The sequence below is a fragment of the Streptomyces vietnamensis genome (assembly GCF_000830005.1).
GTDB lineage: Bacteria > Actinomycetota > Actinomycetes > Streptomycetales > Streptomycetaceae > Streptomyces > Streptomyces vietnamensis.
The window spans coordinates 3,130,506-3,152,086 of the sequence record NZ_CP010407.1; the positions used below are offsets into that span (position 1 = coordinate 3,130,506).

General features: G+C 73.0%; 16 protein-coding genes and 2 tRNA genes. 12 read left to right on the forward strand and 6 right to left on the reverse strand.

Annotation, left to right across the window (positions count from 1 at the left end):
- Positions 1-498: 498 nt before the first annotated feature.
- Positions 499-3,366, forward strand: coding sequence for a tetratricopeptide repeat protein (locus tag SVTN_RS40990; protein ID WP_159026449.1), 2,868 nt, complete (start codon positions 499-501; stop codon positions 3,364-3,366).
- On the opposite strand, the gene SVTN_RS13875 is transcribed toward SVTN_RS40990, so the two are convergent.
- A complete protein-coding gene (locus SVTN_RS13875; protein WP_041129373.1) occupies positions 3,334-4,200 on the reverse strand; it encodes a spermidine synthase in 867 nt (288 codons plus the stop codon). The genes SVTN_RS40990 and SVTN_RS13875 overlap by 33 nt on opposite strands.
- A 73-nt stretch (positions 4,201-4,273) precedes the next feature.
- Positions 4,274-4,798 (reverse strand): hypothetical protein, encoded by a 525-nt coding sequence (locus SVTN_RS13880; RefSeq protein WP_245727535.1) that lies wholly within the window; start codon positions 4,796-4,798, stop codon positions 4,274-4,276.
- Between the two features lie 225 nt (positions 4,799-5,023).
- On the opposite strand from SVTN_RS13880, the gene SVTN_RS13885 reads away from it, so the two are divergent.
- Positions 5,024-6,313, forward strand: a complete 1,290-nt coding sequence (locus SVTN_RS13885) for an NsdA family TPR-like regulatory protein (protein ID WP_041129374.1) — start codon at positions 5,024-5,026, stop codon at positions 6,311-6,313.
- A 115-nt stretch (positions 6,314-6,428) separates the two neighbouring features.
- Here SVTN_RS13885 and SVTN_RS13890 read toward each other — a convergent pair whose 3' ends face one another.
- A complete protein-coding gene (locus SVTN_RS13890) occupies positions 6,429-7,025 on the reverse strand; it encodes a histidine phosphatase family protein (RefSeq protein ID WP_041129375.1) in 597 nt (198 codons plus the stop codon).
- 153 nt (positions 7,026-7,178) lie between these two features.
- On the opposite strand from SVTN_RS13890, the gene SVTN_RS13895 reads away from it, so the two are divergent.
- The 7 genes from SVTN_RS13895 to SVTN_RS13920 all read left to right on the forward strand — a co-directional run bounded on the left by SVTN_RS13895 (position 7,179) and on the right by SVTN_RS13920 (position 13,480).
- Positions 7,179-8,018 carry a phosphatase PAP2 family protein gene (locus SVTN_RS13895; protein ID WP_041129376.1) on the forward strand — a complete coding sequence of 280 codons (840 nt, stop codon included), beginning with the start codon at positions 7,179-7,181 and terminating at the stop codon, positions 8,016-8,018.
- Positions 7,951-9,075: a hypothetical protein gene (locus SVTN_RS13900; protein WP_041129377.1), complete on the forward strand. Its 1,125-nt coding sequence runs from the start codon at positions 7,951-7,953 to the stop codon at positions 9,073-9,075. Before SVTN_RS13895 ends, SVTN_RS13900 begins: the two co-directional genes overlap by 68 nt.
- A complete protein-coding gene (locus tag SVTN_RS13905; protein ID WP_041129378.1) occupies positions 9,066-10,655 on the forward strand; it encodes a hypothetical protein in 1,590 nt (529 codons plus the stop codon). Before SVTN_RS13900 ends, SVTN_RS13905 begins: the two co-directional genes overlap by 10 nt.
- Entirely contained in the window at positions 10,652-11,989 is a 1,338-nt protein-coding gene (locus tag SVTN_RS13910) for an AAA domain-containing protein (RefSeq protein ID WP_041129379.1), read from the forward strand. The genes SVTN_RS13905 and SVTN_RS13910 overlap by 4 nt, the downstream gene beginning before the upstream one ends.
- Before the next feature lie 160 nt (positions 11,990-12,149).
- Complete coding sequence (locus SVTN_RS13915) at positions 12,150-12,506, forward strand: hypothetical protein (RefSeq protein ID WP_041129380.1); 357 nt, start codon at positions 12,150-12,152, stop codon at positions 12,504-12,506.
- A 280-nt stretch (positions 12,507-12,786) separates the two neighbouring features.
- The gene (locus SVTN_RS41445) at positions 12,787-13,416 is read left to right on the forward strand and encodes a hypothetical protein (protein ID WP_063782255.1); all 630 of its coding nucleotides are present in this window, start codon (positions 12,787-12,789) and stop codon (positions 13,414-13,416) included.
- Positions 13,407-13,480: transfer RNA gene (locus tag SVTN_RS13920), tRNA-Lys, on the forward strand. Before SVTN_RS41445 ends, SVTN_RS13920 begins: the two co-directional genes overlap by 10 nt.
- Before the next feature lie 86 nt (positions 13,481-13,566).
- On the opposite strand, the gene SVTN_RS13925 is transcribed toward SVTN_RS13920, so the two are convergent.
- Complete coding sequence (locus SVTN_RS13925; protein WP_425428969.1) at positions 13,567-14,847, reverse strand: M6 family metalloprotease domain-containing protein; 1,281 nt, start codon at positions 14,845-14,847, stop codon at positions 13,567-13,569.
- Positions 14,848-15,171: 324 nt separating this feature from the next.
- On the opposite strand from SVTN_RS13925, the gene SVTN_RS13930 reads away from it, so the two are divergent.
- Positions 15,172-17,061: a putative bifunctional diguanylate cyclase/phosphodiesterase gene (locus SVTN_RS13930; protein ID WP_041129381.1), complete on the forward strand. Its 1,890-nt coding sequence runs from the start codon at positions 15,172-15,174 to the stop codon at positions 17,059-17,061.
- Positions 17,062-17,206: 145 nt separating this feature from the next.
- Here the strand turns inward: SVTN_RS13930 and SVTN_RS13935 are convergent, their stop codons facing one another.
- Entirely contained in the window at positions 17,207-18,922 is a 1,716-nt protein-coding gene (locus SVTN_RS13935; RefSeq protein WP_041129382.1) for a glycosyl hydrolase family 18 protein, read from the reverse strand.
- A 246-nt stretch (positions 18,923-19,168) separates the two neighbouring features.
- Positions 19,169-20,251 (reverse strand): LLM class flavin-dependent oxidoreductase, encoded by a 1,083-nt coding sequence (locus SVTN_RS13940; protein ID WP_052499106.1) that lies wholly within the window; start codon positions 20,249-20,251, stop codon positions 19,169-19,171.
- Between the two features lie 346 nt (positions 20,252-20,597).
- Between SVTN_RS13940 and SVTN_RS13945 the strand changes: the two genes are divergently transcribed.
- Both SVTN_RS13945 and SVTN_RS13950 read left to right on the forward strand, forming a co-directional pair.
- The gene (locus tag SVTN_RS13945) at positions 20,598-21,356 is read left to right on the forward strand and encodes an IclR family transcriptional regulator (RefSeq protein WP_041129384.1); all 759 of its coding nucleotides are present in this window, start codon (positions 20,598-20,600) and stop codon (positions 21,354-21,356) included.
- A 100-nt stretch (positions 21,357-21,456) separates the two neighbouring features.
- Positions 21,457-21,530 (forward strand) — tRNA-Lys (locus SVTN_RS13950).
- Positions 21,531-21,581 lie beyond the last annotated feature (51 nt).

The following is a 21,581-nucleotide window of genomic DNA, read 5'->3' on the forward strand; positions in this document are numbered from 1 at the left end:
TCGACTCCTCCGCCCCGTTGCCTCAGGATGGGGGCATGCGGGGGTGGATGCACGCGTGTTGGGCGGCCTTGGCAGTCGCTGGTGCGGTCGTTGCTGTGGGATTACTCGTATGGGTCGTGGCAGCGGACCTCGAAAGAGCCGATCAAATCGGTGGCGTCATCGGCGCCCTCGCGGGTGTCGGTGCCCTCGGGGTATCACTCCGGCAGCTCAGGGACGGTCGCCAGGGTCCGGCCCCGGACCCGGCTCAGGTGAGCGCTGCGGAAGGTTCGATCGCCGCCCGGGGCAACGTACGCAACTCGCGGGCAAGCAGCGCCTCCAACAGTACGGCCGCTCCCACCCCTTCCGGCGGCATCTCCGCGGCCACGGGCTCGATCGCATCAGGAGGCGACGTGGACGGTTCGACGGCACACCACGGCTCCTGACATGGCCCGCCCGGGGAAGAGGACGGCCGGAACGGGTCAGGGACCGGGACCGGGTATTTCGGCAGTGCAGGGCGGCATGGCCGCAGGCGGGAACATCTCCGGTTCCGTCACCCAGCACATCGAGAACGCCACCCTGCTGCCTGCGGAGGCGTACGGCCCCCTCCCCGCCGACGCCGCGGACGGCGGGATCACGAACGTTCCCCGTATGGAGCTGTTCGTCGGACGCGACCGGGAACTGGATGCCCTTGACGCGGCGCTGTCCGCGGCGGCCTCCCCGGGCGGGGTGGTTCTGCGCGCGGTGAGCGGCCTGGGCGGAGTCGGCAAGTCCGCACTCGCCGCACGATGGGCGGCGAGCCGCTCGGCCGCGCGACTCCGGTGGTGGATCACAGCCGACAGCGCCGCCTCCGTCGACGCCGGTCTGGCCGCCCTTGCACGCGCCCTGCAACCGGGACTCGGCGACCTGCCCGCCGATGTGCAGAAGGAGCGGGCCCTGGCCTGGCTCGCGCGCCATCCGGACTGGCTGATCGTGCTGGACAACGTCGATCACCCCGATCGTGTCCGTCCCCTCCTCGACCGCGCCACGGGCGGTGGGCGATTCCTGATCACCACCCGTTGGGCGACAGGATGGCACCAGCTCGCCACCCCCATCCAGCTCGACGTGTTCACACCCCGGGACGCCCACGACCTGTTCACCCGTGTCCTCACGCATACCGGCCCCCGTGACACCACGGCCGTGGAGGAGGTCTGCGCCGAACTCGGCCACCTCGCCCTCGCCGTCGAACAGGCCGCCGCCTACTGTCACGAGAACGGCACCACGGCCGACGCGTATCTGACGATGCTGCGCCAGTGGCCCGCGGACACCCTCGCGACCGGCCCCGCCGCTGGCGACGCGGACCGGACCATCGCCCGGATCTGGCGTGTCACCCTCGACCGGCTCGCCGACCTCCCGACCACCGGAGAGACCCTGCGCCTGCTCGCCTGGTACGCCCCCGACCGCATACCCCGCACGCTGCTCGACGGACTCGCCCCACCGCCCGTGATCGCCACCGCCGTCGGCCGACTCGCCGCCCACAGCATGATCACCACCCATCAGGACGGCACCCTCTCGGTCCACCGCCTCGTCCAGGCAGTCGCCCGCACCCCCGATGCCGGCGATCCCCATCGGCAGCCGGACGACATCGCGGTCGCCCGCCTACGGGCCGCCGCCGGACTCGACAGGGCGGTACCCGAGGATCCCGTCGCCCCGCAGAACCGGCCCCTCTTCCAGGCGCTCGTGCCGCACATCAGGACACTCGGCCCGGTCGACGTCGAGACCGCGGGCGTCGACGTGGTCCGCCGGTTCGACAGGGCGAGCATCTTCCTCCTCGAAGACGGTGTCCGCGAGGAGGCAGCCGAGTTCGCACGAGAGGCGCTCGGATCCCGGGAACGTTCCCTGGGGGAGAAGCACCCCCTCACCCTCGTGTCGCGGAACACCCTCGCTCGCATCCGCCTCGCCTCCGGCGATGCGGCGGGTGCGATCGAACTCCACACCGCCGTACTCGCCGACCGCGTGCGTGTCCTCGGGGAGGACCACCCCGACACCCTCACCTCACGGAACAACCTCGCCCGCTGCTACGAGGAGGCCGGCGACGCAGAGAAGGCGATCGAGCTGCACACCGCCGTGCTCGCCGACCGGATCCGCGTTCTCGGCGACACCGCCCAGAGCACGCTCACGTCACGCAACAACCTCGCGAACGCCTATCACCGAGCCGGTCGGCCCGAGCATGCCGTCCCCCTCCTGGAACGGACGGTCGCCGACCTCGTACGGGTTGTCGGCAGGGACCACTCGCTCACTCTGACAAGTCGCGCCAACCTGGCCCTCGCCTACCTGTCCCTGGGAGATCTGCAGCGCGCCGTGCTCCTCCTTGAGGAGAGCCTCGCCGAGACTCTTCGCGTACTCGGCGAGAACCACCCCCGCGTCGTCCTCCTGCGGACCAGACTCGCAGAAGTTCACCAGGAAACGGATGAACCGAGCAAAGCCATCCCGCTGCTCAGGGCGCTCTTCGCACACCACTTCCGGCGCAGCGGAAGGGATCACGCCAAGACCCTCGCCGCGCAGCTCGATCTCGCGAACGCGCACCAGTTCGTCCATCTCGACCTGCACATCTTCATGCTCAGGGGGTGCCTCGCCGAAGCGGTCCGCGCTCTCGGAAAGGATCATCCGATCGCCCTCTCCGCGCGCAACAACCTCGCCGCGGCCCTTCACCGGGCGCACGACTTCGGCAGCGCCGTCGTGCTCTTGGAAGAGGCGGTGGCCGACCATGCCCGAGTCCTGAGCGACGAGCACCCCCGTACCAAGATCTGCCGCGAGAACCTGGCGAAAGCCCGCGCCGATCTCCTGGAAAGGACTCAGTCCGTTCCGCCGCACGAAAAGGCCCTGGCCGACCGGGTCCGGGACCTCGGCGAAGACCATCCCGACACCGTCACCGCGCGCTATGCCCTCGCCAGTGCCTACTCTTCAGCGGGTCGGCATGACCAGATCGTGGATCTGCTCGCCGAACGCCTCGCTCACCTGGTCGAGAGTCGGGGTGAGGACCACCCCGAAACCCTCACCGCACGCCACTACCTCGCCCGTACCTGGCTGACCTCCGGCCATCCTCATCGAGCGCTCCCCCTGTTCGAGGAAAATCTGGATCGCGCCACCGGGGCAGCCACGATCGACGTCCAGTTCATCGGCATGACCCGGTACTTTCTGGCGTACGCCTACTTCGCCGCAGGGCACATGGGGCGGGCCGCACACGACCTGGAGCAGTACCTCGCAGCCTGTCGCGAAGCACTGGACGGAGCAGAGGACGACCACTTCACCGAAAAGCTGCGATACGCCTGGGAACAAGCCCGGTTCTGGTGCGACCTTCTCGACGACCCGCCGGACTCAGCGGAAGACGGACGGCGGCGGTACGGGTGAGGGCTTGGCGCTCGCGTCGGTGACCGGGGCCGCTCCGCCGGCGAAGTCGGCGAGGGCCCGGCCGTGTTCCACGCGGCCCGGGTGCGGGTCGGTGGCGACCCGGCGGGTCAGTTCGGCCACCGGCAGTTCGCGGTCCGAGGCGAGCAGCACGGCGTTGCCGAAGCGGCGGCCGCGCAGGACCGTCGGGTCGGCGGTGAGGGCCAGTTCGGGGAAGACGGCGGCGGCGGTGGCGATCTGGCCGCGCAGATGGGTCAGGGGCGGGCCGTCGGCGAGGTTCGCCGCGTAGAAGCCGCCGGGCCGCAGCACCCGCCGCACCTCGGTGAGGAACTCGGTGCTGGTCAGGTGGGCCGGGGTGCGGGCCCCGCTGAACACGTCGGCGATGACGAGGTCGGCCCAGCCGTCCTGGACCTTGGCGAGGCCGGCGCGGGCGTCGGTGGAGCGGACCCGGATGCGGGCCCCGGCGTCGAGGGGCAGTTCCCGGCGGACGAGCTGGACCAGGAGCCCGTCGAGCTCCACGATCTGCTGGGTGGAGCGGGGCCGGGTCGCGGCGACGTACCGGGCGAGGGTGAACGCGCCGCCGCCGAGGTGCACGACCTGGAGCGGCCGGTTCGGCGGGGCGGCGAGGTCGGCGATGTGGCCGAGGCGCCGCTGGTACTCGAAGGTGAGGCGGGCCGGGTCGTCGAGGTCGACGTGCGACTGCGGGGCGCCGTCGATGAGCAGCGTCCAGCCGCGCGGGCGCTCCCGGTCGGGTATGAGTTCGGCGAGCCCGCCGTCGACGGTCTCGACGACGGGGGCGGCCGCCGCCGCCCGGTCACGCTGTTTGTTCCTGGCCACGGCCCCATTATCCGGGCACGGCCGGTGAAGGGCCCAGTGGCGGCATGGACGGCTCAGTGGCGGCATGGGCGGCTCAGTGGCAGCCGTCGGCCGCCTCGATGAGCCGGGCCGCCTCGCCGAGCGCCTCGCGCAGCACGGCGGGGTCGGTGACGGGGTCGGTGTCGCCGGGGGGCAGCAGCCAGCCGGCCGGGCGGGGCCCGTCGCCCGCCGGTTCGGGGAGCTCCGGCAGCTCGGGGAGGCGCAGGCCCCGCCCCGAGGTCCTCGTACAGGCGCTGCCCGGCATGTCCCAGGCGGCGGCGGTGCCCGGCGGCACCAGGAAGCCGAGGGTGGCGCAGGTGCCGTCGTGGACGACGGGGCCTACGGCGGGGGCGGCGGCGCGGCGCAGGATGTCGACGGCCTCCAGGCCCTGGCGGACCGGGACGGTCACCAGGTCCCAGGGCCCGACGGCGGTCTTGGGCCCGACGGCCTCCGGGGCGGGTGCGGGGCGCACGGCCTCCGAGGTGGACGCGGGGCGCACGGCCTCCGGGGTGGGCAGGTGGCGCGCGACGTCCGGAACAGGTGCGTGCCACGTGGCCGACTGCGAACCGATCTCCGACATGGGGACCCCTCCTCGCTCCAGAGGAGACACGTTCCGTCTCTCCCTTACGGTTCAACGCCCGTGCGCGTCAACGGCTACGGCGGGATGCCGCCGCAAAGGATGGCAGTTCATGGCAGATCGCAGGCGAGATATCCGATTTGTAGCCAAACTCAGCGTACGCATCCGGTCACAGCAGGTACGTTCATGCCCGCCGGACACCCGGCAGCACCAGGAGAGGGCTCGGCCATGGCGATGTCACGGGCAGTTCCCAATCTCGCCTTCCGTCGGCTCCGCGGACAGCACTCGCCGGCGGAGTTCGCCGCGGCGGTCCGCCGGGCGGCGCGGGAGATCGGCGAACAGGTCGCGTGCGACGCCCGCTACATCGGGCGTGTGGAAGCGGGCGAGATCCGCTGCCCCAACTACGCGTACGAGCGGGTCTTCCTGCACATGTTCCCCGGGCTCGGCCTCGCCGACCTGGGGTTCTCCGCGCGGGAGACGGTGCGCGGCCGGCGGCAGGCCGTCCCGGCCGGGGCAGCGCCTCCCGCCGCCATCACCACCCGGAACGATGAGGAGAGCGACGTGCTGCGTCGCGCATTCATGACGAGCGGTTCCGCCACCCTGGCGGCCGCCTCGCTGGGACTCGGCGGCCCCGCCGTCGCGATCCCCTCCCCCCGCGGCACCCACCGGATCGGCGAGACCGAGGTGCGGGCCGTCGAGGACGCCGTACGGCGGATCCGTCTGCTCGACGACCGGCACGGCGCCGACGGGCTCTACAAGGTGGCCGCCCAGCCGCTCCGTACCGCGTACGCGCTCCTCGACACCGGCACGATGTCCCGCCGCTCCACCGAGGACCGGCTGCACGCGGGCGCGGGCGAGCTCTCCCTCTCCGTCGGCTGGCTGGCCCACGACTCGGGGCGGCACGAGGACGCGCGCTCGCACTACGCGGAGGCGCTGGCCACCGCGCGCGTGGCGGGGAACGCGGCCCTGGAGGCGCACGCCTTCTGCAACACCTCGTTCCTCGCCCGGGACACCGGCCGCTACCGCGAGGCGGTCCGGGCGGCGCAGGCCGGGCTGCGGGCCGCGCAGCCGCTGGACTCGGCCCGGCTGCTCTCGCTGCTCTCGCTGCGGGAGGCGGGCGCGTGGGCGGGGCTCGGCGACCGGTCCGCCTGCGAGCAGGCCCTCGGCCGCGCGCACGGCTGGTTCGACCGGGGCCCCGCCGAGGGCGACCCCGAGTGGATGTCCTTCTTCGGCGAGCCGGAGCGGGAGGCCCTGGAGGCCGGCTGCTGGGCGGCGCTCGGCGAGTGGGGCCGCGCGGCCCGCCACGCCCAGCGCGCCGCGGTCCTGCAGAACCCGCACTTCGCCCGGAACCTCGCGCTCTACCGCGCCCACCTCGCCAAGGCCCTGGCGCACGCGGGCCGCCCGGACGAGGCGGAGGCGGAGGCGAAGCGCGTCGTGGACTCCCTCGACGGCATCGCCTCGGCCCGGATCCGCGACCTGCTCTCGGAGACGAGCAGGGTGCTGGCCGGGACGCGCTGACGCGCGTACGGAACCGCGTACTGACCCTCGTACGGGCCCTGCGCACGGCCGCCCCTCGTACGGGCCCTGCGTGTACGGCCCGCGTACGGCGGCCCGCGTACGGCCCCAGGAGCTGCTACTGCTCCAGGTGCCCCGTGTCGTTCCAGCGCTCGAGCGCCGGGGCGCCGTACGCCCAGCCGAGGACCGAGAGGCTCGTCGGGTCGAGGCGGATGCGGGAGGCGAAGGACACGTCCTCGCCGAGCCAGCGCGCGCCGATCGAGCGCAGGATGTGCCCGTGGGCGAAGACCAGGACGTCGCGGTCGGCGGAGCGGGCCCACTCGACGATCTCGTCGGCGCGGTCCGACAGCTGCGCGAGGGTCTCGCCCTCGGGGACGCCGTCGCGCCAGATGAACCAGCCCGGCTGGATCTTCTGGATCTCGGGCGGGGTCAGCCCCTCGTACGCCCCGTAGTCCCACTCCATCAGCGCGTCCCAGGGCTCGGCCCTGTCCCCGAAGCCGGCGAGCTCGCAGGTCTCGGCCGCGCGGACCAGCGGGCTGGTGCGCACCTCCACGCCGGGCAGCCCCTGCCAGGGGCCCCGGTGCAGGCGCTCGCCGAGCAGCTTCGCGCCGCGCCGCCCCTCGTCGAGCAGGGGTATGTCGGTCCTGCCGGTGTGCCGGCCGAGAAGTGACCACTCGGTCTGGCCGTGCCGGGCGAGCAGGATGCGCGGTGCCATGGGAAGGACGCTCCAGGGGTTCACGGGATTCACGGTGCGGACGTGCCTCTCCCCATCATCGCCGACGTGAATGCGGGGTGGCCTCCGGGCAACCCCCGGGGGCCGTCCGGCGTCCCTCCCCCCGGGGCGATCGCCGACGGGGGGACCCAATTCATGCGCAGGCCACGCTGGTGGGCGGAGCTGTCCCTCCTCGCCGTCGTGTACGCGGCCTACTCGGGCGGGCGGCTGCTGGTGAAGGGCGACGAGACCTCGGCCGTGGAGCACGGGCTCGCGATCCTGCGCCTGGAGGAGGGGCTCGGGATCGACGCCGAGCATCCGCTGAACCGGCTGTTCACGGCCGTCCCCGCGCTCGGGGTCCCGGCGGACTTCGCGTACGCCTCGCTGCACTACCTGGTGACCCCGGCGGTCCTGGTGTGGCTCTTCCGTCGTCGCCCCGCGCAGTACCGGGCCGCCCGCACCTGGCTGATGCTCGCCACCCTGCTCGGACTCGTCGGCTTCACGCTCCTGCCGACCGCCCCGCCCCGGCTGCTCGGCGCGGCGCACGGCTTCGCGGACACGATGGCGCACTTCGCCTCGTACGGCTGGTGGGGCGGGGAGGCCAGCGCGCCGCGCGGGATGGGCGGTCTGACGAACCAGTACGCGGCGATGCCCAGCCTGCACGTCGGCTGGGCGCTGTGGTGCGGGGTGATGCTGTGGCGGTACGGGCGGACGCCGCTCACGAAGGCCCTCGGGGTGGCGTATCCGCTGGTCACGGCCCTTGTCGTGATGGGTACCGCCAATCACTATCTGCTCGATGCGGTCGCCGGGGCGGCCGTGATGGGCGTGGGGCTGCTCCTCGCCCCGTACGCGCTGCGGTTCGCCGACCGGGTGCGCGGGACGGTGGAAGCGCCCCCGGTTGTCAGTGGTGGATGGGAGACTTCCGCGGGTGAGCACATCCCCGGACAGCGGTCTGTCCCGAGCACCGCAGACGACACCTCGGCAACTGCTCGCTGAGCTGCGCGGACCGGCCGTCGTGCCGCGTCCGCTGGACGCCCGGGCCCTCGCGGCACTGGCCGCCAATCCCGGCTGCAGGCGGCGGGCCATCCTCGACGGCGCCGGGGTCGACAAGTCGGCCCTCGCCGCGAAGCTCGGCTCTCCGGCCCCGTTCGGGCAGTCGCAGTTCGCGATAGTCCGGGGCAACTCCTTCGAGGCGAAGGTCAAGGCGGACGGCGGCCGCGAACTGCTGCGCCTGATCGGCGTGGAGGAGCCGGGCGGGGTGTCCGTGCCGGACCTGGCGGCGGCCGGGCCCGAGGGCCGGGTGGCGCGCACGGCGCTCGCGCTGCGGGAGGCGACCGAGGCGGGGGCGTGGGCGCTGCTCGACCATCCGCTGCTCGCCCTCGAGGTCGCCGGCTCCCCCGTCTACCTGGAGCCGGACGCGGTGGTCGTGCACCCCGACGGCGGGTGGACGGTGGTGGAGATCAAGTCGTTCCCGATGATCGACGGTTCGGCCGACGCGGCGAAGGTCGGCGCCGCGGCCCGCCAGGCCGCCGTGTACGTGCTGGCACTCGAGCGGGTGGCGGCGCGTACGGAGGGGGCGCGGGTCGCGCAGTCGGTGCTCCTCGTCTGCCCGAAGGACTTCTCGAACGTGCCGGCGGCCTCGGTGGTCGACGTGCGCAAGCAGCGGTCGGTGACCCGGCGTCAGCTGGCCCGGCTGACCCGGATCGACGAGATCGCGCGGGCGCTGCCGGAGGGCATCAGCTTCGACGTGGTGGAGCGGACGGCGGAGGAGCTGACGGCGGCCGTGGAGTGCGTGCCCCACCAGTACGCGCCGGAGTGCCTGGCCGCCTGCGAGCTGGCCTTCCACTGCCGGGCGCGTTCCCGTGAGGCGGGCGCGGTGGAGACCCTGGGCCGTTCGGTACGGGGCGAGCTGGGCGGCCTGACGACGGTGGGCGCGGTCCTGGCGGCGGCGCGCGGCGAGGAGGGCGACCCGGAGGACCCGGCGGTGGCGGCGCTCAGAAGGGCGCGGGCGCTGCGCGAGGAGGCGCTCGCGGGGGTGGCGGCATGTCGTTGATCTCCACGCTCGCCCGGATGGAGGCCGTCGAGTCGGGCCGGGCGCAGCCGCTCGCGACCGTCCGGCACCGGCGGCTTTCGGACCGCCCGCTGGTCCTCGTGCCGCTGACGACCGCCGGTGAGGCGGGTGCCCCGCTGGGCGCGCTCGTCGGCACCGACCCCGAGGAGCCCCGGCTGCTCGTGGTGCCGCAGCCCCGGGACCGTGACCTGCGGTTCGCGTTCCTCGCCGACCTGGCCGAGGAGATCCTGCCGTACGTCGACTCGTTCACGGACGTCGTCGAGGCGGCGGAGAGGAACGAGACCGACCCCGAGACCGGCAAGAAGGTGAAGGTCGAGGTCGAGCTGTGCGCCGACGCGCCGCAGCTGATCGTGCCGAGCCGGGCCGGCATCGAGTACGTACGGCTGCTCGGGCGGTCCACCCGGTTCCGGCGGACGGCCGAGCAGGACCCGGAGACCCCGTTCCCCGCGCCGCCGCGGGTGCCGCTGCTCGGGCGCTGGCTGACGCACTTCGGCGAGCGGGCCCGGGTGCCCGGCTCCTCGCTGCTCCTCGCGGCGACCGACCTCCTCAACCGGCACTGGGCGACCGGCCAGTCCTCCCTCGAGGACCAGCACTTGGGCGCGCTGCTCGCCTGGATCGACCCCCGGGACGGCGAGTCCGGCCCGGAGGGGGCGCTCCGCGCCGAGGTCGGCCGGGACGCCCAGGGCCAGTTGCTGTGCCCGCCGGCCGGTCCGGCCACCGACCCGGCCTTCGACAACAAGCTCCTGGCGCCCGCGATCGAGCGGTACGACCGGGCTCGGCAGGCGCTCGGCGCGGCCGAGGACGGCGAGGCGGCCGACACGGGCCTCGGCGAACTGCACGCGGCCGAGCGGGAGCTGCGCCGGCTGATCGTCTCCCAGCTGAAGCCGACCTGGGACGCGGTCTGGCAGGCGATCGGTCTGCTCCGTGAACTGCCGGAGGGCGCCAGGGTCGAGGACCGCTGGACCCGCGACCGCTGGTCCTTCACCGGCCACCGCGACCGGGTCGCGGCCGGCGAGCCGCCGCAGCCGCGCCGGGACGACGCCGTCACGGCCGCGCAGAAGCTCGCCGCCCGCGAGCAGGCGCAGGGCCAACTGGAGGCGCACGAAGCCCTCGACGATCCGCTGGTGATGGCGGGGCGGCGGCTCGCGGGCGAGGCGTTCACGGCCGAGGTGGTCGAGGTGACGATGGCGTGGACGGAGTCGAAGCGGCCCGCGCCGCGCCCGCTCGTCACGATCCGCACGGACGACCGGCCGCACCTGGGCGAGAAGGTGAAGGTGTACCGCTCGCTCGACGGCAAGCCGCAGACGGCCGAGTTCGTGCGGTACGAGGAGGACGGCTCGCTGCTCCTGCGGATCCTGGACCGGATGGGGCGCTCCAAGGAGCCCGCGGAGGGTTCGGTGCCGGAGAAGGGCGAGCGGATCGCCTGGACGCTGTTCGAGCACGACCAGCGGGTCGGGCCGAAGCTGCCGGAGCCGGAGGAGACGCCCTGGACGCACGGCGGCCCGCCGCGTACGGACGCCGTGGAACTGCCCGACGCCGTGACCCCCGAGGACGTGCTGTGAGCCCCGAGATCTTCGACCCGTCGGCGGAGGCCGGCCGGGCGACGGACGGCATCCTGGCGGACACCCTGCACGGCACCGCGCGCGGCGTCGTCGTCAACTCCCCGCCGGGCGCCGGGAAGTCGACGCTCGTGGTCAGGGCCGCCCTCGAACTGGCCGCCGCCGGGCGCCCCCTGATGGTGGTCGCCCAGACGAACGCGCAGGTGGACGACCTGGTGCTGCGGCTCGCCGAGAAGGAACCGGACCTTGAGGTCGGCCGGTTGCACTCGAACGACTCCGACCCGTACGACAAGGCGCTCGACGACCTGGCCAACGTACGGAAGTCGGCGAAGGCGGGCGAGCTGACCGGGCTGCCGGTCGTCCTGTCGACGGCCGCCAAGTGGGGGCACGTGAAGAACGTCGAGCCGTGGGCGCACGCGATCGTCGACGAGGCGTACCAGATGCGCTCGGACGCGCTGCTCGCGGTGGCGGGGCTCTTCGAGCGGGCGCTGTTCGTGGGCGACCCGGGGCAGCTGGACCCGTTCTCGGTGGTGGGCGCGGAGCAGTGGGCGGGGCTCACGTACGACCCGTCGGCGAGCGCCGTGTCCACCCTCCTGGCCCACAACCCGGAGCTGCCGCAGCACCGCCTCCCGGTCTCCTGGCGGCTGCCCGCGTCGGCGGCGCCGCTGGTGTCGGACGCGTTCTACCCGTACACGCCGTTCCGCAGCGGCACCGGGCCCGGCGACCGGAAGCTGTCCTTCGGCGTCGCCTCGGACGGTTCGGGCCCGGACCGGGTCCTCGACGAGGCGGCCGAGTCCGGCTGGGGCCTGCTCGAACTCCCCGCCCGGCACACCCCGCGCACCGACCCCGAGGCGGTCGGCGCGATCGCCCTGGTCGTGCGGCGGCTCCTGGACCGGGGCGGCGCGGCGGTCTCGGAGCGCTCGGAGACCCCGGTGCCGCTCACCCCGGACCGGATCGCCGTCGGCACCGCCCACCGCGACCAGGCGGCGGCGGTACGGGCGGCGCTCGCGGAGCTCGGCGTGACGGGCGTGACGGTGGACACCGCGAACCGGCTCCAGGGCCGCGAGTACGACGTGACGGTCGTCCTCCACCCGCTGTCCGGGCGCCCGGACGCGACCGCCTTCCACCTGGAGACGGGCCGCCTGTGCGTCCTGGCCTCCCGGCACCGGCACGCGTGCATCGTGGTGTGCCGCGCGGGCGTGACGGAGCTCCTCGACGAGCATCCGTCGACGGATCCGGTGCAGCTGGGCGTCGCGGTCTCGTTCCCGGACGGCTGGGAGGCGAACCACGCGGTCCTCTCCCACCTGGAGGAGCACCGGGTGGCCTGGACGCCGTGAGCCTGGACGCCGTGAGCCTGGACGCCGTGAGCCGGTCCCAAACGGGGGCCCGGGAGGCCGTGAGGGGCGTACGGGTCGAGGTTCGCGCTCTTGCGGGGCGCGGGAGAATGGAAGACGGCCCGGGTTTCCGGGCCGTGCCTGTGCGAGGAGGAGAAGAACGATGGCGGAACCCGCGGAGCGGAGCGCACAGCGGCGGCTTCGGCCGGCACCGCTGATCTTCGAGCCTGCCGAGGCGACCGCCGATCCGGAGCACTTCTTCGACCTGGAGTCGATAGAGGACCCCCGCGAGCTGCTGTCCCGGGCGACGGAGCTGACGCTCGCCTTCCGGGCGGCGACGGACCGCGCGACCGAGTTCCAGGCGATCGCGGCCGCGCAGCTCGCGGATCCGCGCCGGTTCGACCGGCTGACACCGGCGGACGTCGCCGAGCGGGCGGAGTGGACCGAGGACTACGCCCGGAAGATGATCGAGTTCGGCCGCGACCTGATCCGGACGAACGGCCGCCCGTCGGAGGACTGAGCCCGGGGCCGGACGGGTGGGCGCCCGGACGGGTGGACGCCCGGGCCGGTAGGCGCCCGGACCGGTAGGCGCCCGGGCCGGTAGGCGCCCGGACCGGTGGGCACCTGGGCCGGTAGGCGCCCGGCCCCTGGCGGGCTCGCGTGGCTCGGAGACGTACACCTGACCGAAAAAGCCCCCCTGGCATATGCCGAGGGGGCACGATACTCCTCGCCCACCCCTCCTGTCCGGGATTCCGGGAACCCTCGGCAATCGCCGCGTCACGCCCGGTAGACCTGGATCCATGACGACCTGGCTGCGCGACGAGACCCCGCACGACATCTTCCGGTTCCTCCGGGAGAGCGACGAGGGACGGCACCAGACGGCCCGGGTGACCGCCGACGGGGCCGCCTGGCTCGCCTCGGCCGCCGGGGGCCGCGACGGCGCCGCGCTGACCCGCTGGGAGTCCCGGCCCGCCTCCCCGGCGGCGCTGCCCTGCGGGACGGTCTTCGACGTCGTCAACGTGGACCCCGTCTTCGGGCGCCGGATGCTGGACCGGCTGTGGGAGGAGGGCCCGGGCTCGGGGCCCGTCGCGGTGCACCGGGGCCGGATGATGCTGTTCGCCGCGCCGGGGACGGCCCAGCGGCTGCCGGCGCTGCTCGACTGGGAGGAGTGGGGGGACGCCGTTCCCCGGCCGCTCTGCCACGGACTCGGGGACGCGGTGACCGTGCCGCCGCTCGTGCCGTCGGGCTCCTCCGGGCCCCGCTGGCTGGTGGCCCCCGACTCCCGGCACCCGTGGCTGCCGGGGCCCGAGGTCGTGCTCTGGGCCTGCGTGCGGGCCGTCCGGGCGGCTTCCGCCGCCGACGTGCGGGTATCGATTTTTCCTCCCGCCGATCCGGATGCTAATGTCTACGACGTCAGCAGGCGCCGCTAGCTCAGTTGGTTAGAGCAGCTGACTCTTAATCAGCGGGTCCGGGGTTCGAGTCCCTGGCGGCGCACAGACGGAAGAAGCCCCTCGCGGAAGCGAGGGGCTTCTTCGTGTTCCCGGTCGGCTTCCCGGCCGGCTTCCCTGCCGCGTTCCCGGTCAGCGCGCCGCGGGCGGGGTGATCTTCACCGTCCAGACGCCCGCCGAGGTGCGGTCGGCGACCTCGATCCGGATCCCGGTCCCGGGCACGGTCAGGGTCTCGCCCTCCTCGACGGGGGCGTCCGCGAGCGGCGGATAGACGGAGCGCTCCACGCACGCCTGGGTGTCCGGGTGCGCGTCCACGACCTCGACCGGGCCGTCGCCGGAGGCCGTGCGGGCGCGGACCCGGTAGACGAGGACGCCCTCGGTGCAGGTGTCGGCGTCGTTCCCGGCGCTGCTCCTGGCCTCGATCGCCAGGACGCTGTCGGGGCCGGTGCGGACGACGGCGAGCCGGGTGCCGAGGGTGCCGCCGGGCGCGGGCGGGGCGTCGATCGGCTCCAGGCTGACGAGCCGGGGGGCGGCGCCCTGCACGCAGGTCACCTGGGCGCGGGAGAGCCAGCCGAGCTTCCACTTGTGCCAGCCGAAGGGGTCCGGGGAGAGCCCGAACTGGCTGCCCATGACGTCCCAGTCCCCCACATGGGTGTCCCAGTCGCCCTTGCCGTCCACCGGGCGGCGGTAGAGGTCGGGCAGGTCGAAGACGTGGCCGGTCTCGTGGGCGAGGACGTTGCGGTCGGGCGGGTGCCGCTCGAAGACGGTGACGACGCGCTTGATCTCGGTGCCGTCGACCTCGAGGGGGTGGTCGAGGTTGACGACCTTGGTCGCGTCGGAGTCCACGCCGGGCGCGTCCGGGTCGGCGACCAGGTAGACGATGTCGTACTGCGAGAAGTCGACGTCCTCGTCGGCGGCGGTGATCGCGTCGCGGAGGTAGGCGGCCCGCTTCCCGGCGTCCCAGTCCCGCCGTATGTCGTACGCCTCCGACGCGTGCGGCATCGGGGTCCAGCCGGGCCGGGGGTGCGGGCGCAGCTTGAAGCGCCCGTAGGAGGCGCGGTCGAAGAACTCGCTGGTGGCGGGGAAGTGGTCGGCGGCGAGTTCGGCCGGTTCGGTGAGCGGCGTGGAGTCCGGGAAGGACAGGAAGATCATGACCGCGTCGAGGGTCTGGTTCGGGCGCGGATAGGCGCTGTTCCAGGTGTCGAGGCCGAGCGAGTGGTGGGCGGCGGTACGGGGCAGGGCGCAGGGCCCCGCCGAGGACGCGCCGACGGCGGGGCCCGCGACGAGCCCGGTGGCGGCCAGGGCGGCGAGCGAGGTGAAGGCCGCCGCGCCGGCGCGCAGCCGGGGGCGTTCCACTCGCCCGGGTGGCTGCTGAGCCCTCACGTGGACCTCCGGATCGGGAATGCGGGACACCCCACCCACCTTGTGACGATTCACGGTGTTTCGCATGTTTCCGCTGCCCCGGTCGGGTGAGGACACGCCGCGGGGTCGACGCGACACGAGCGCGCTCCAGCTCACGGAAAGTCACATTCGGTCAGGCCCTCGACGGCCCGTGTCAGACCCGCGCAGAAACGATCGGGCGGGCCGGTCCGGTGGCAGGCCCCACAGCACCGGAGGCCCCTCGGAGACGCCTCGGAGCTGGAACGCTCCCCCGGCTGGCTCTATGATCGGCTCACTCTTCCTTGGCCGACCGTCCCGACCACATGTGACCGGCCCGACTGCACACGGGAGCGAGCGGTGAGCGGAACCCCCGAAGGACCGGTGCACCCAGAGCCGGCGGAGACACACGCGGCCGAGCCCGCATTCACGGAGCGTCACCTCGCGCGCCGGGCGGCCGAACTCCGCGACTACCGGGCCGCCTTCCGGGTCGCCCAGCTCGCCATGGCCGTCGTCGACGAGGACGGCGTCGTCGTCGCCGCCAACGACTCCTTCGGCACCCTCCTCGGCACCGAGCCCGCGGCGCTCCGCGAGCAGGCCGCGGCCGACCTCGTCGACCTCGCCTCCGACGGACGCACCTGGCACGCCTACCGCGAGGTGCTCCGCGGCCGCCGCTCCCGCTTCCGCTGCACCCGCCGCCTCAAGCACGCCGACGGCCGCTCGCTGTGGGCCGAGGTCACCGTCGCCCCCGTGCCCGACAGCCGGCGCGTCCTGCTCTCGATCGCGGACATCAGCGACCGGCGCGAGCTCCACGCCCGGCTGCGCCACCTCCAGATGCACGACCCAGTGACCCGGCTGCCCAACCGCGCGCTGTTCTTCGAGCGGCTCCAGGCGGCCCTGGAGTCCGCGGCCCAGGACGCCGTCGCCCCCGACTCCGATGCGTCGCACGGATCGCATGGATCGCATGGATCGCACGAGTCATACGAGTCGTACGGCCATGGCAGAACAGGGCGGATCGGTCTCTGCTATCTGGACCTCGACGGCTTCAAGGCGGTCAACGACACCCTCGGCCACCGCGTCGGCGACCGGCTCCTGGCCGCCGTCGCCACCCGGCTCACGGAGTGCGCGGACAGCGACGGCTACACCCGCAACGGCGGCCACCTCGTGGCGCGGCTCGGCGGCGACGAGTTCGCGATCCTGGTCGAGGACTCCACCGGCACGGAACAACTCGCGGACCTGGCGCGCTCGGTGCTCGACGCGCTCCAGCTCCCCTTCGACCTGGGCGGCCAGCGGCTCTCCGTCTCCGCCTCGATCGGCGTGGTCGAGCGCGTCGGGCACGGGACGACGGCGACCGCCCTCATGCAGGCCGCGGACACCACGCTGTACTGGGCGAAGGCGGACGGCAAGGCCCGCTGGACCCTCTTCGATCCCGAGCGCAACGCCCACCGGATGACCCGGCAGGCGCTCTCCTCCACCCTGCGGCCGGCCGTGGAGCGCGGGGAGTTCGCCCTGGAGTACCAGCCGCTCGTGGACCTGGCCGACGGGGCGGTGCGCGGGGTCGAGGCGCTGGTGCGCTGGAACCACCCGCAGTTCGGCTCGCTCGCGCCGAATCGGTTCATCGGGATCGCCGAGGAGGACGGCTCCATCGTGGAGCTGGGGCGGTGGGTGCTCCACACCGCCTGCCGCCAGGCCCGGCAGTGGCAGAAGGACCATCCGCGCGAGCGCCCGATCTTCGTCAGCGTGAACGTGGCGGTCCGTCAGGTCTGGGACTCCGACCTGGTCGCCGACGTGGCCGGCATCCTCGCGGATACCGGTCTCGCGCCGCACCTGCTCCAGCTGGAGCTGACCGAGTCCGCCGTGATGGGCTCCAACGGCCGGCCGCTCCAGGCGCTCCAGGCGCTGAGCGACATGGGGGTGCGGATCGCGATCGACGACTTCGGCACCGGCTACTCGAACCTCGCCTATCTGAGCCGGCTGCCGGTCTCCGTGCTCAAGCTGGACGGCTCCTTCGTCCGCGGCTTCCAGGACGAGGAGCACGCCAACCCTGCGGACGAACTGATCGTCGAGGCGCTCGTGCACCTCGCGCACCGGCTCGGCCTCACCGTGACCGCCGAGTGCGTCGAGACGGCCGGGCAGGCCAGCCGGCTGCGCCGGATCGGCTGCGACACCGGGCAGGGCTGGCTGTACTCGCGGGCGGTGGCCCCGGACCGCATCGCCGAGCTGATCGGCACGGAGCCGCTGCCGGTGTAGGAGCGGAACGCGGAGCCGCTGCCAGTGCAGGAGCGGAACGCGGAGCCGCTGCCGGTCCGCGCCGTATCCGTGCGGGCATGGAACTGCCCCCGGCCGGAGGGACATTCCGGGCGGGGGCAGTGGTCGTAAGGGTTTCAGCGGAGGGTCAGCAGGCGCCGAGGTCCTGCCAGACGCCCCACTCGCCGGTGCTGCCGGGCGTCTCGTTCTGCGTCCACCACTTGGCCTTCCAGTTGTGGCCGTTGTAGGAGACGGTCTGACCGCCGGTGTAGACGGTGCCGGCCACGTACGCCGGGGCGGTGCAGCCGGTGGGCGGCGTCGTCGGGGGCGTGGTGGGCGGGGTGGTCGGAGGCGTCGTCGGCGGGGTCGTGGGAGGCGTCGTCGGCGGGGTCGTGGGCGGGGTGGTCGGGGTCGTCGGGGACGAGCCGACCGCCGTCACGATGTCCTTGAAGAGGGTCGCGTTGGCGTCGAGGCCGAGGAGCGAGTACATCATCGCGCCGGCGAGACCGCGGTTGTGGGCGTAGTCGGCGCGGGCCTGGATGGTGCGCTTGTCCAGGCCGGTGAAGAACTCGCCGTCCTTGTAGAAGTACGCGGACTTGGCCTGGTCGTCCCAGAAGGTGGTGGCCGGGTTGTCGACGATGCCGCCGAGCTCCTTGTAGTACGCGATGCCGGCCGCCTGGCTCAGCGGGCGGACGTTGGAGCCGCCGGTCGCGGTCTGCGCGAGGCCGTTGGTGGTCCCGGCGGGGACGCCCTTCCAGCCGCGGTAGTAGAACTCGTAGCCGAGGGTCAGCTTGTTGGCCGGGAAGCCGCCGGTGATGCCGTAGGCGGGCTTGCCGTCGATCCAGGAGTCGATCGCGTTCTCGATCGAGTACTTCTCGGTGCCCGGCTTGATGACGTCGGTCGGGTCGTTGGTGCCGGAGTGGAGCGGGGACTGGTGGTACGTCGGCCCGTCGCCGTCCCAGGCGCCGTGCATGTCGTACGTCATGATGTTCGCGTAGTCGAGGTACGCGCCGATCTTGTCCGTCTCGATGTTCTTGATCTTGTCCTGGCCGGCCGGGAGCGCGGCGGTCAGGAGGTACTTCTTGCCGCCGTGGGCCGCGCCGTACTCGTCGAGCTGCTTGCGGAACTCGGCGAGGAGCAGCGTGAAGTTCTGCTTGTCCTCGGGGGCGTAGTGGTTGCCGAGGTGGCCGTCGGCCGAGCCGGGGTACTCCCAGTCGATGTCGATGCCGTCGAAGATGCCGGCGGCGGAGCCGGCGCCGCCGAAGCCGCCCTCGACGGGCAGGTCGCCCTGGATGTACTGCTTGATGCAGGAGGCGACGAGCTTCTTGCGGCTCGCGTCGGTCTTGGCCGCGTCCGAGAAGTACTTGGAGTAGCTCCAGCCGCCGATCGAGATGTTGATCTTCAGCTTGGGGTACTTCGCCTTCAGCTCCTTGAACTGGTTGAAGACGCCCACGATCGGCTGGTCCCACTTGTCGGCGACGCCGTCGACGCTGTCCGCCGCGGAGAAGGACTTCTGGTAGTCGGCGTACGAGTCGCCTGCGCCGTCACCCGCGCTGGGGTTGTTGTCGTCGCCCGCGGCCTTGTTGGCCTCGAAACAGGTGAGGTCGGTCGGGTGGATGTTCCCGAACGAGTAGTTGATGACGTCCAGGTTCGCCGCGATCCCCCGCTCGTCGAGGTGCTTCGGGTAGAAGGCGTTCCCGTAGACGCTCCACTGGTCGTAGTACGCGATTTTCACGCCGCCCGTGGAGGCGGTGGTGCCGGTCTCGGCGGCCTGGGCGGAGCCGAGTCCGGCGGTGGCGGCGAGGGCGCCGGCGGCGAGGGCCGAGCTGAGGAGCGCGGCGATCAAGGGCTTACGGGGGTGCACGTGCTGCCTCCGGGAGGGGGTGGCGGTACGGAAGTTGGAGCAGTGATATCCGCCGCGTGAACAGCACGTCAATGGTCTGAACCAGATTGAGGACTAGACCAATTCGAGGAAGAAAGCCCTTGTCAGGGCCGTGCAGCACAAAACGGAACCGCCCGCCACCATCGGTGACGAGCGGTTTAAGGTTCGCTTAGGGGAGGACGGCGGTTCGTTCGGGAGTGAACCAACCGGCCTCCGACATCAGGGTTTTTACGGCTCCGGAACCTCCGGCAGCTCCGGGAGCTCGTACGCGTCGGCGATCAACTCGTAGCTCCGCACCCGCTCCTCGCCGCCGTGCCCGTTGGCCGTGATCATCAGCTCGTCCGCGCCCGTCCGCTTCCGCAGGTCGTCCAGGCCCGTGCGCACCTCGTCCGGGGTGCCGTACACGATGTTCGCGAGCCAGCCGTCCACGAACTCCCGCTCGGCGGGGCTGAATCCGTACGCCGCCGCCTCCTCCGGCGTCGGCACCAGGCCGGGCCGACCGGTCCGCAGCCGCAGCATCGCGAGCGCGCCCGCGAGGACCTGGCGGCGGGCCTGCGCCGCCTCCTCGGCGGCGAAGGCCGAGACGCCGATCATCGCGTACGGGGCGTCGAGGACCCCCGAGGGCCGGAAGGAGTCCCGGTAGAGGTCGAGCGCCGGGACGGTGTTCCTGGCCGAGAAGTGGTGGGCGAAGGCGAAGGGCAGCCCGAGCAGCCCCGCGAGGCGGGCGCTGAAGCCGGAGGAGCCGAGCAGCCAGATCGGCGGGCGCCCCTTCGGGCCCTGCACGGGACCCGGCACGGCGTGGATCCGGGCGTACGGATGCCCGTCCGGGAAGTCGTCGTCCAGGAACCGGGTCAGCTCGGCCAGCTGCTCCGGGAAGTCGTCCGCACCCTCGTTGAGGCGGTCGGTACGGCGCAGGGCGGCGGCCGTGGCCCCGTCGGTGCCGGGCGCGCGGCCGAGGCCGAGGTCGATCCGGCCCGGGGCGAAGGCCTCCAGGGTGCCGAACTGCTCGGCGACGACGAGCGGGGCGTGGTTGGGCAGCATGACGCCGCCCGAACCGAGCCGGATGCGGCGGGTGTGCGCCGCGAGGTGGGCGAGGATCACGGCCGGGGAGGAGGAGGCGACCCCGGGCATGGAGTGGTGCTCGGCCACCCAGTGCCGGTGGAAGCCGCGCCGCTCGGCGAGCCGGCTCAGCTCGACGCTGGTGGCGAGCGCCTGGGACGCGGTCCGCCCGCTGCCGACGGTCACCAGGTCCAGTACGGACAGCGGTACGGGCGCGGTCCCCCGCGCCTCTCCTCGAATAGCGTCGGTCACCGTCGGGACCCTCCTCGGCACGCGTACAGGTACATCGAGGCAACAACAGGAGGGGGCCTCCGCTTATTCCACCCCTCTGCGCGGCTCCGTGCGGCTCCGCGCGGCTCTGCCCGGCGAAAATTTCTCCCCTCAGCCAGTGGCCGAACACCGACGCCCGGCACCCCGGCGCACGCCCCTGACCTGAGGCTCTGCGCACCACCCATGACGTGGGCATATGCCAGAGTGGCAAAGCCCAGACCAGGGGCCCGGTGCTCCGCATCATTCTCGCCAACAGCCGCCCCGTAAAGGCCCCTTGGCGGCTATCGTGGTACGAAAGCTTGCGGTCACAACCTGGTAGGGGGAAACCGTGGCGCTGAAGCCCGAGCCCACCGCGCCGTTCCACTCGGTGCAGTACGCCCTGCGCGTCCTCGAGACGGTCTCACGGCACGGTGGCGGAGTGACAGACGTCCAGATCGCGCGCGAGACCGGCCTGCCCGTCGCCCACCTGTCCTCGCTGCTCCTCATGCTCCGCCGCGAGGGGTACGTCGAGCAGGTCGCCGACGGCGCGTACGTGATCGGGGACTCCCTCGTCCTCCTCGGCTCCGGCCTGACCCGCCGCGAAGCCCTGGAGGCCAAGCTCCAGGAGACCCTGACCGAGCTCCGGGACTCCGTCGGCGCGGCGGTCTACATCAGCCGGTACATCGACGGCGAGGTGAAGATCACCCAGTTCGCCGACGGCCCGCGCACGCCCAAGGTCAACGAGTGGGTGGACTTCCGCTCGGCCGCGCACGCCAGCGCGGTCGGCAAGTGCCTGCTCACCCAGCTCGACCAGAACGGCCGCCGGGACCACCTCTCCCGGCACAAGATCGCCCGGCTGACCTCCCGGACGATCACCAGCGAGCGCATCCTCTTCTCCAAGCTCGACAGCCAGCCGGCCACCGTCCCCGTGCTCGACCTCCAGGAGTACGCGGTGGGCACGGTCTGCGCGGCCGTCCCGCTGACAGCGGGCTCGGCCGTGGGCTGCCTGGCGCTCTCGCTGCCGATCGAGCACGCCCACCGGCTGCGCGCGGCGGCCGACACGCTGAACCGGCCGGCCGCTCCGGTGGTGCTCTCGCTGGCGATCTGAGGCGTACGGAGCGGGGTCCCGGAGCGGGGTCCCGGCGGGGTGGTCCCGAGGGTGGTCACGAGCACCCCTCGGGACCAGGTAGTATTTTCTCTGTCAGCAGGCGCCGCTAGCTCAGTTGGTTAGAGCAGCTGACTCTTAATCAGCGGGTCCGGGGTTCGAGTCCCTGGCGGCGCACAGACAGGGAAGGCCCCCTCACTTCGGTGAGGGGGCCTTCCTGCATGCCCG

Excerpts from the sequence above, each read along its gene's own strand:
- SVTN_RS40990 (WP_159026449.1), top strand. The coding sequence starts at position 499 with ATGGCCGCAGGCGGGAACATCTCCGGTTCCGTCACCCAGCACATCGAG.
- SVTN_RS13880 (WP_245727535.1), bottom strand. The coding sequence starts at position 4,798 with ATGTCGGAGATCGGTTCGCAGTCGGCCACGTGGCACGCACCTGTTCCG.
- SVTN_RS13885 (WP_041129374.1), top strand. The coding sequence starts at position 5,024 with ATGGCGATGTCACGGGCAGTTCCCAATCTCGCCTTCCGTCGGCTCCGC.
- SVTN_RS13890 (WP_041129375.1), bottom strand. The coding sequence starts at position 7,025 with ATGGCACCGCGCATCCTGCTCGCCCGGCACGGCCAGACCGAGTGGTCA.
- SVTN_RS13895 (WP_041129376.1), top strand. The coding sequence starts at position 7,179 with ATGCGCAGGCCACGCTGGTGGGCGGAGCTGTCCCTCCTCGCCGTCGTG.
- SVTN_RS13905 (WP_041129378.1), top strand. The coding sequence starts at position 9,066 with ATGTCGTTGATCTCCACGCTCGCCCGGATGGAGGCCGTCGAGTCGGGC.
- SVTN_RS13915 (WP_041129380.1), top strand. The coding sequence starts at position 12,150 with ATGGCGGAACCCGCGGAGCGGAGCGCACAGCGGCGGCTTCGGCCGGCA.
- SVTN_RS41445 (WP_063782255.1), top strand. The coding sequence starts at position 12,787 with ATGACGACCTGGCTGCGCGACGAGACCCCGCACGACATCTTCCGGTTC.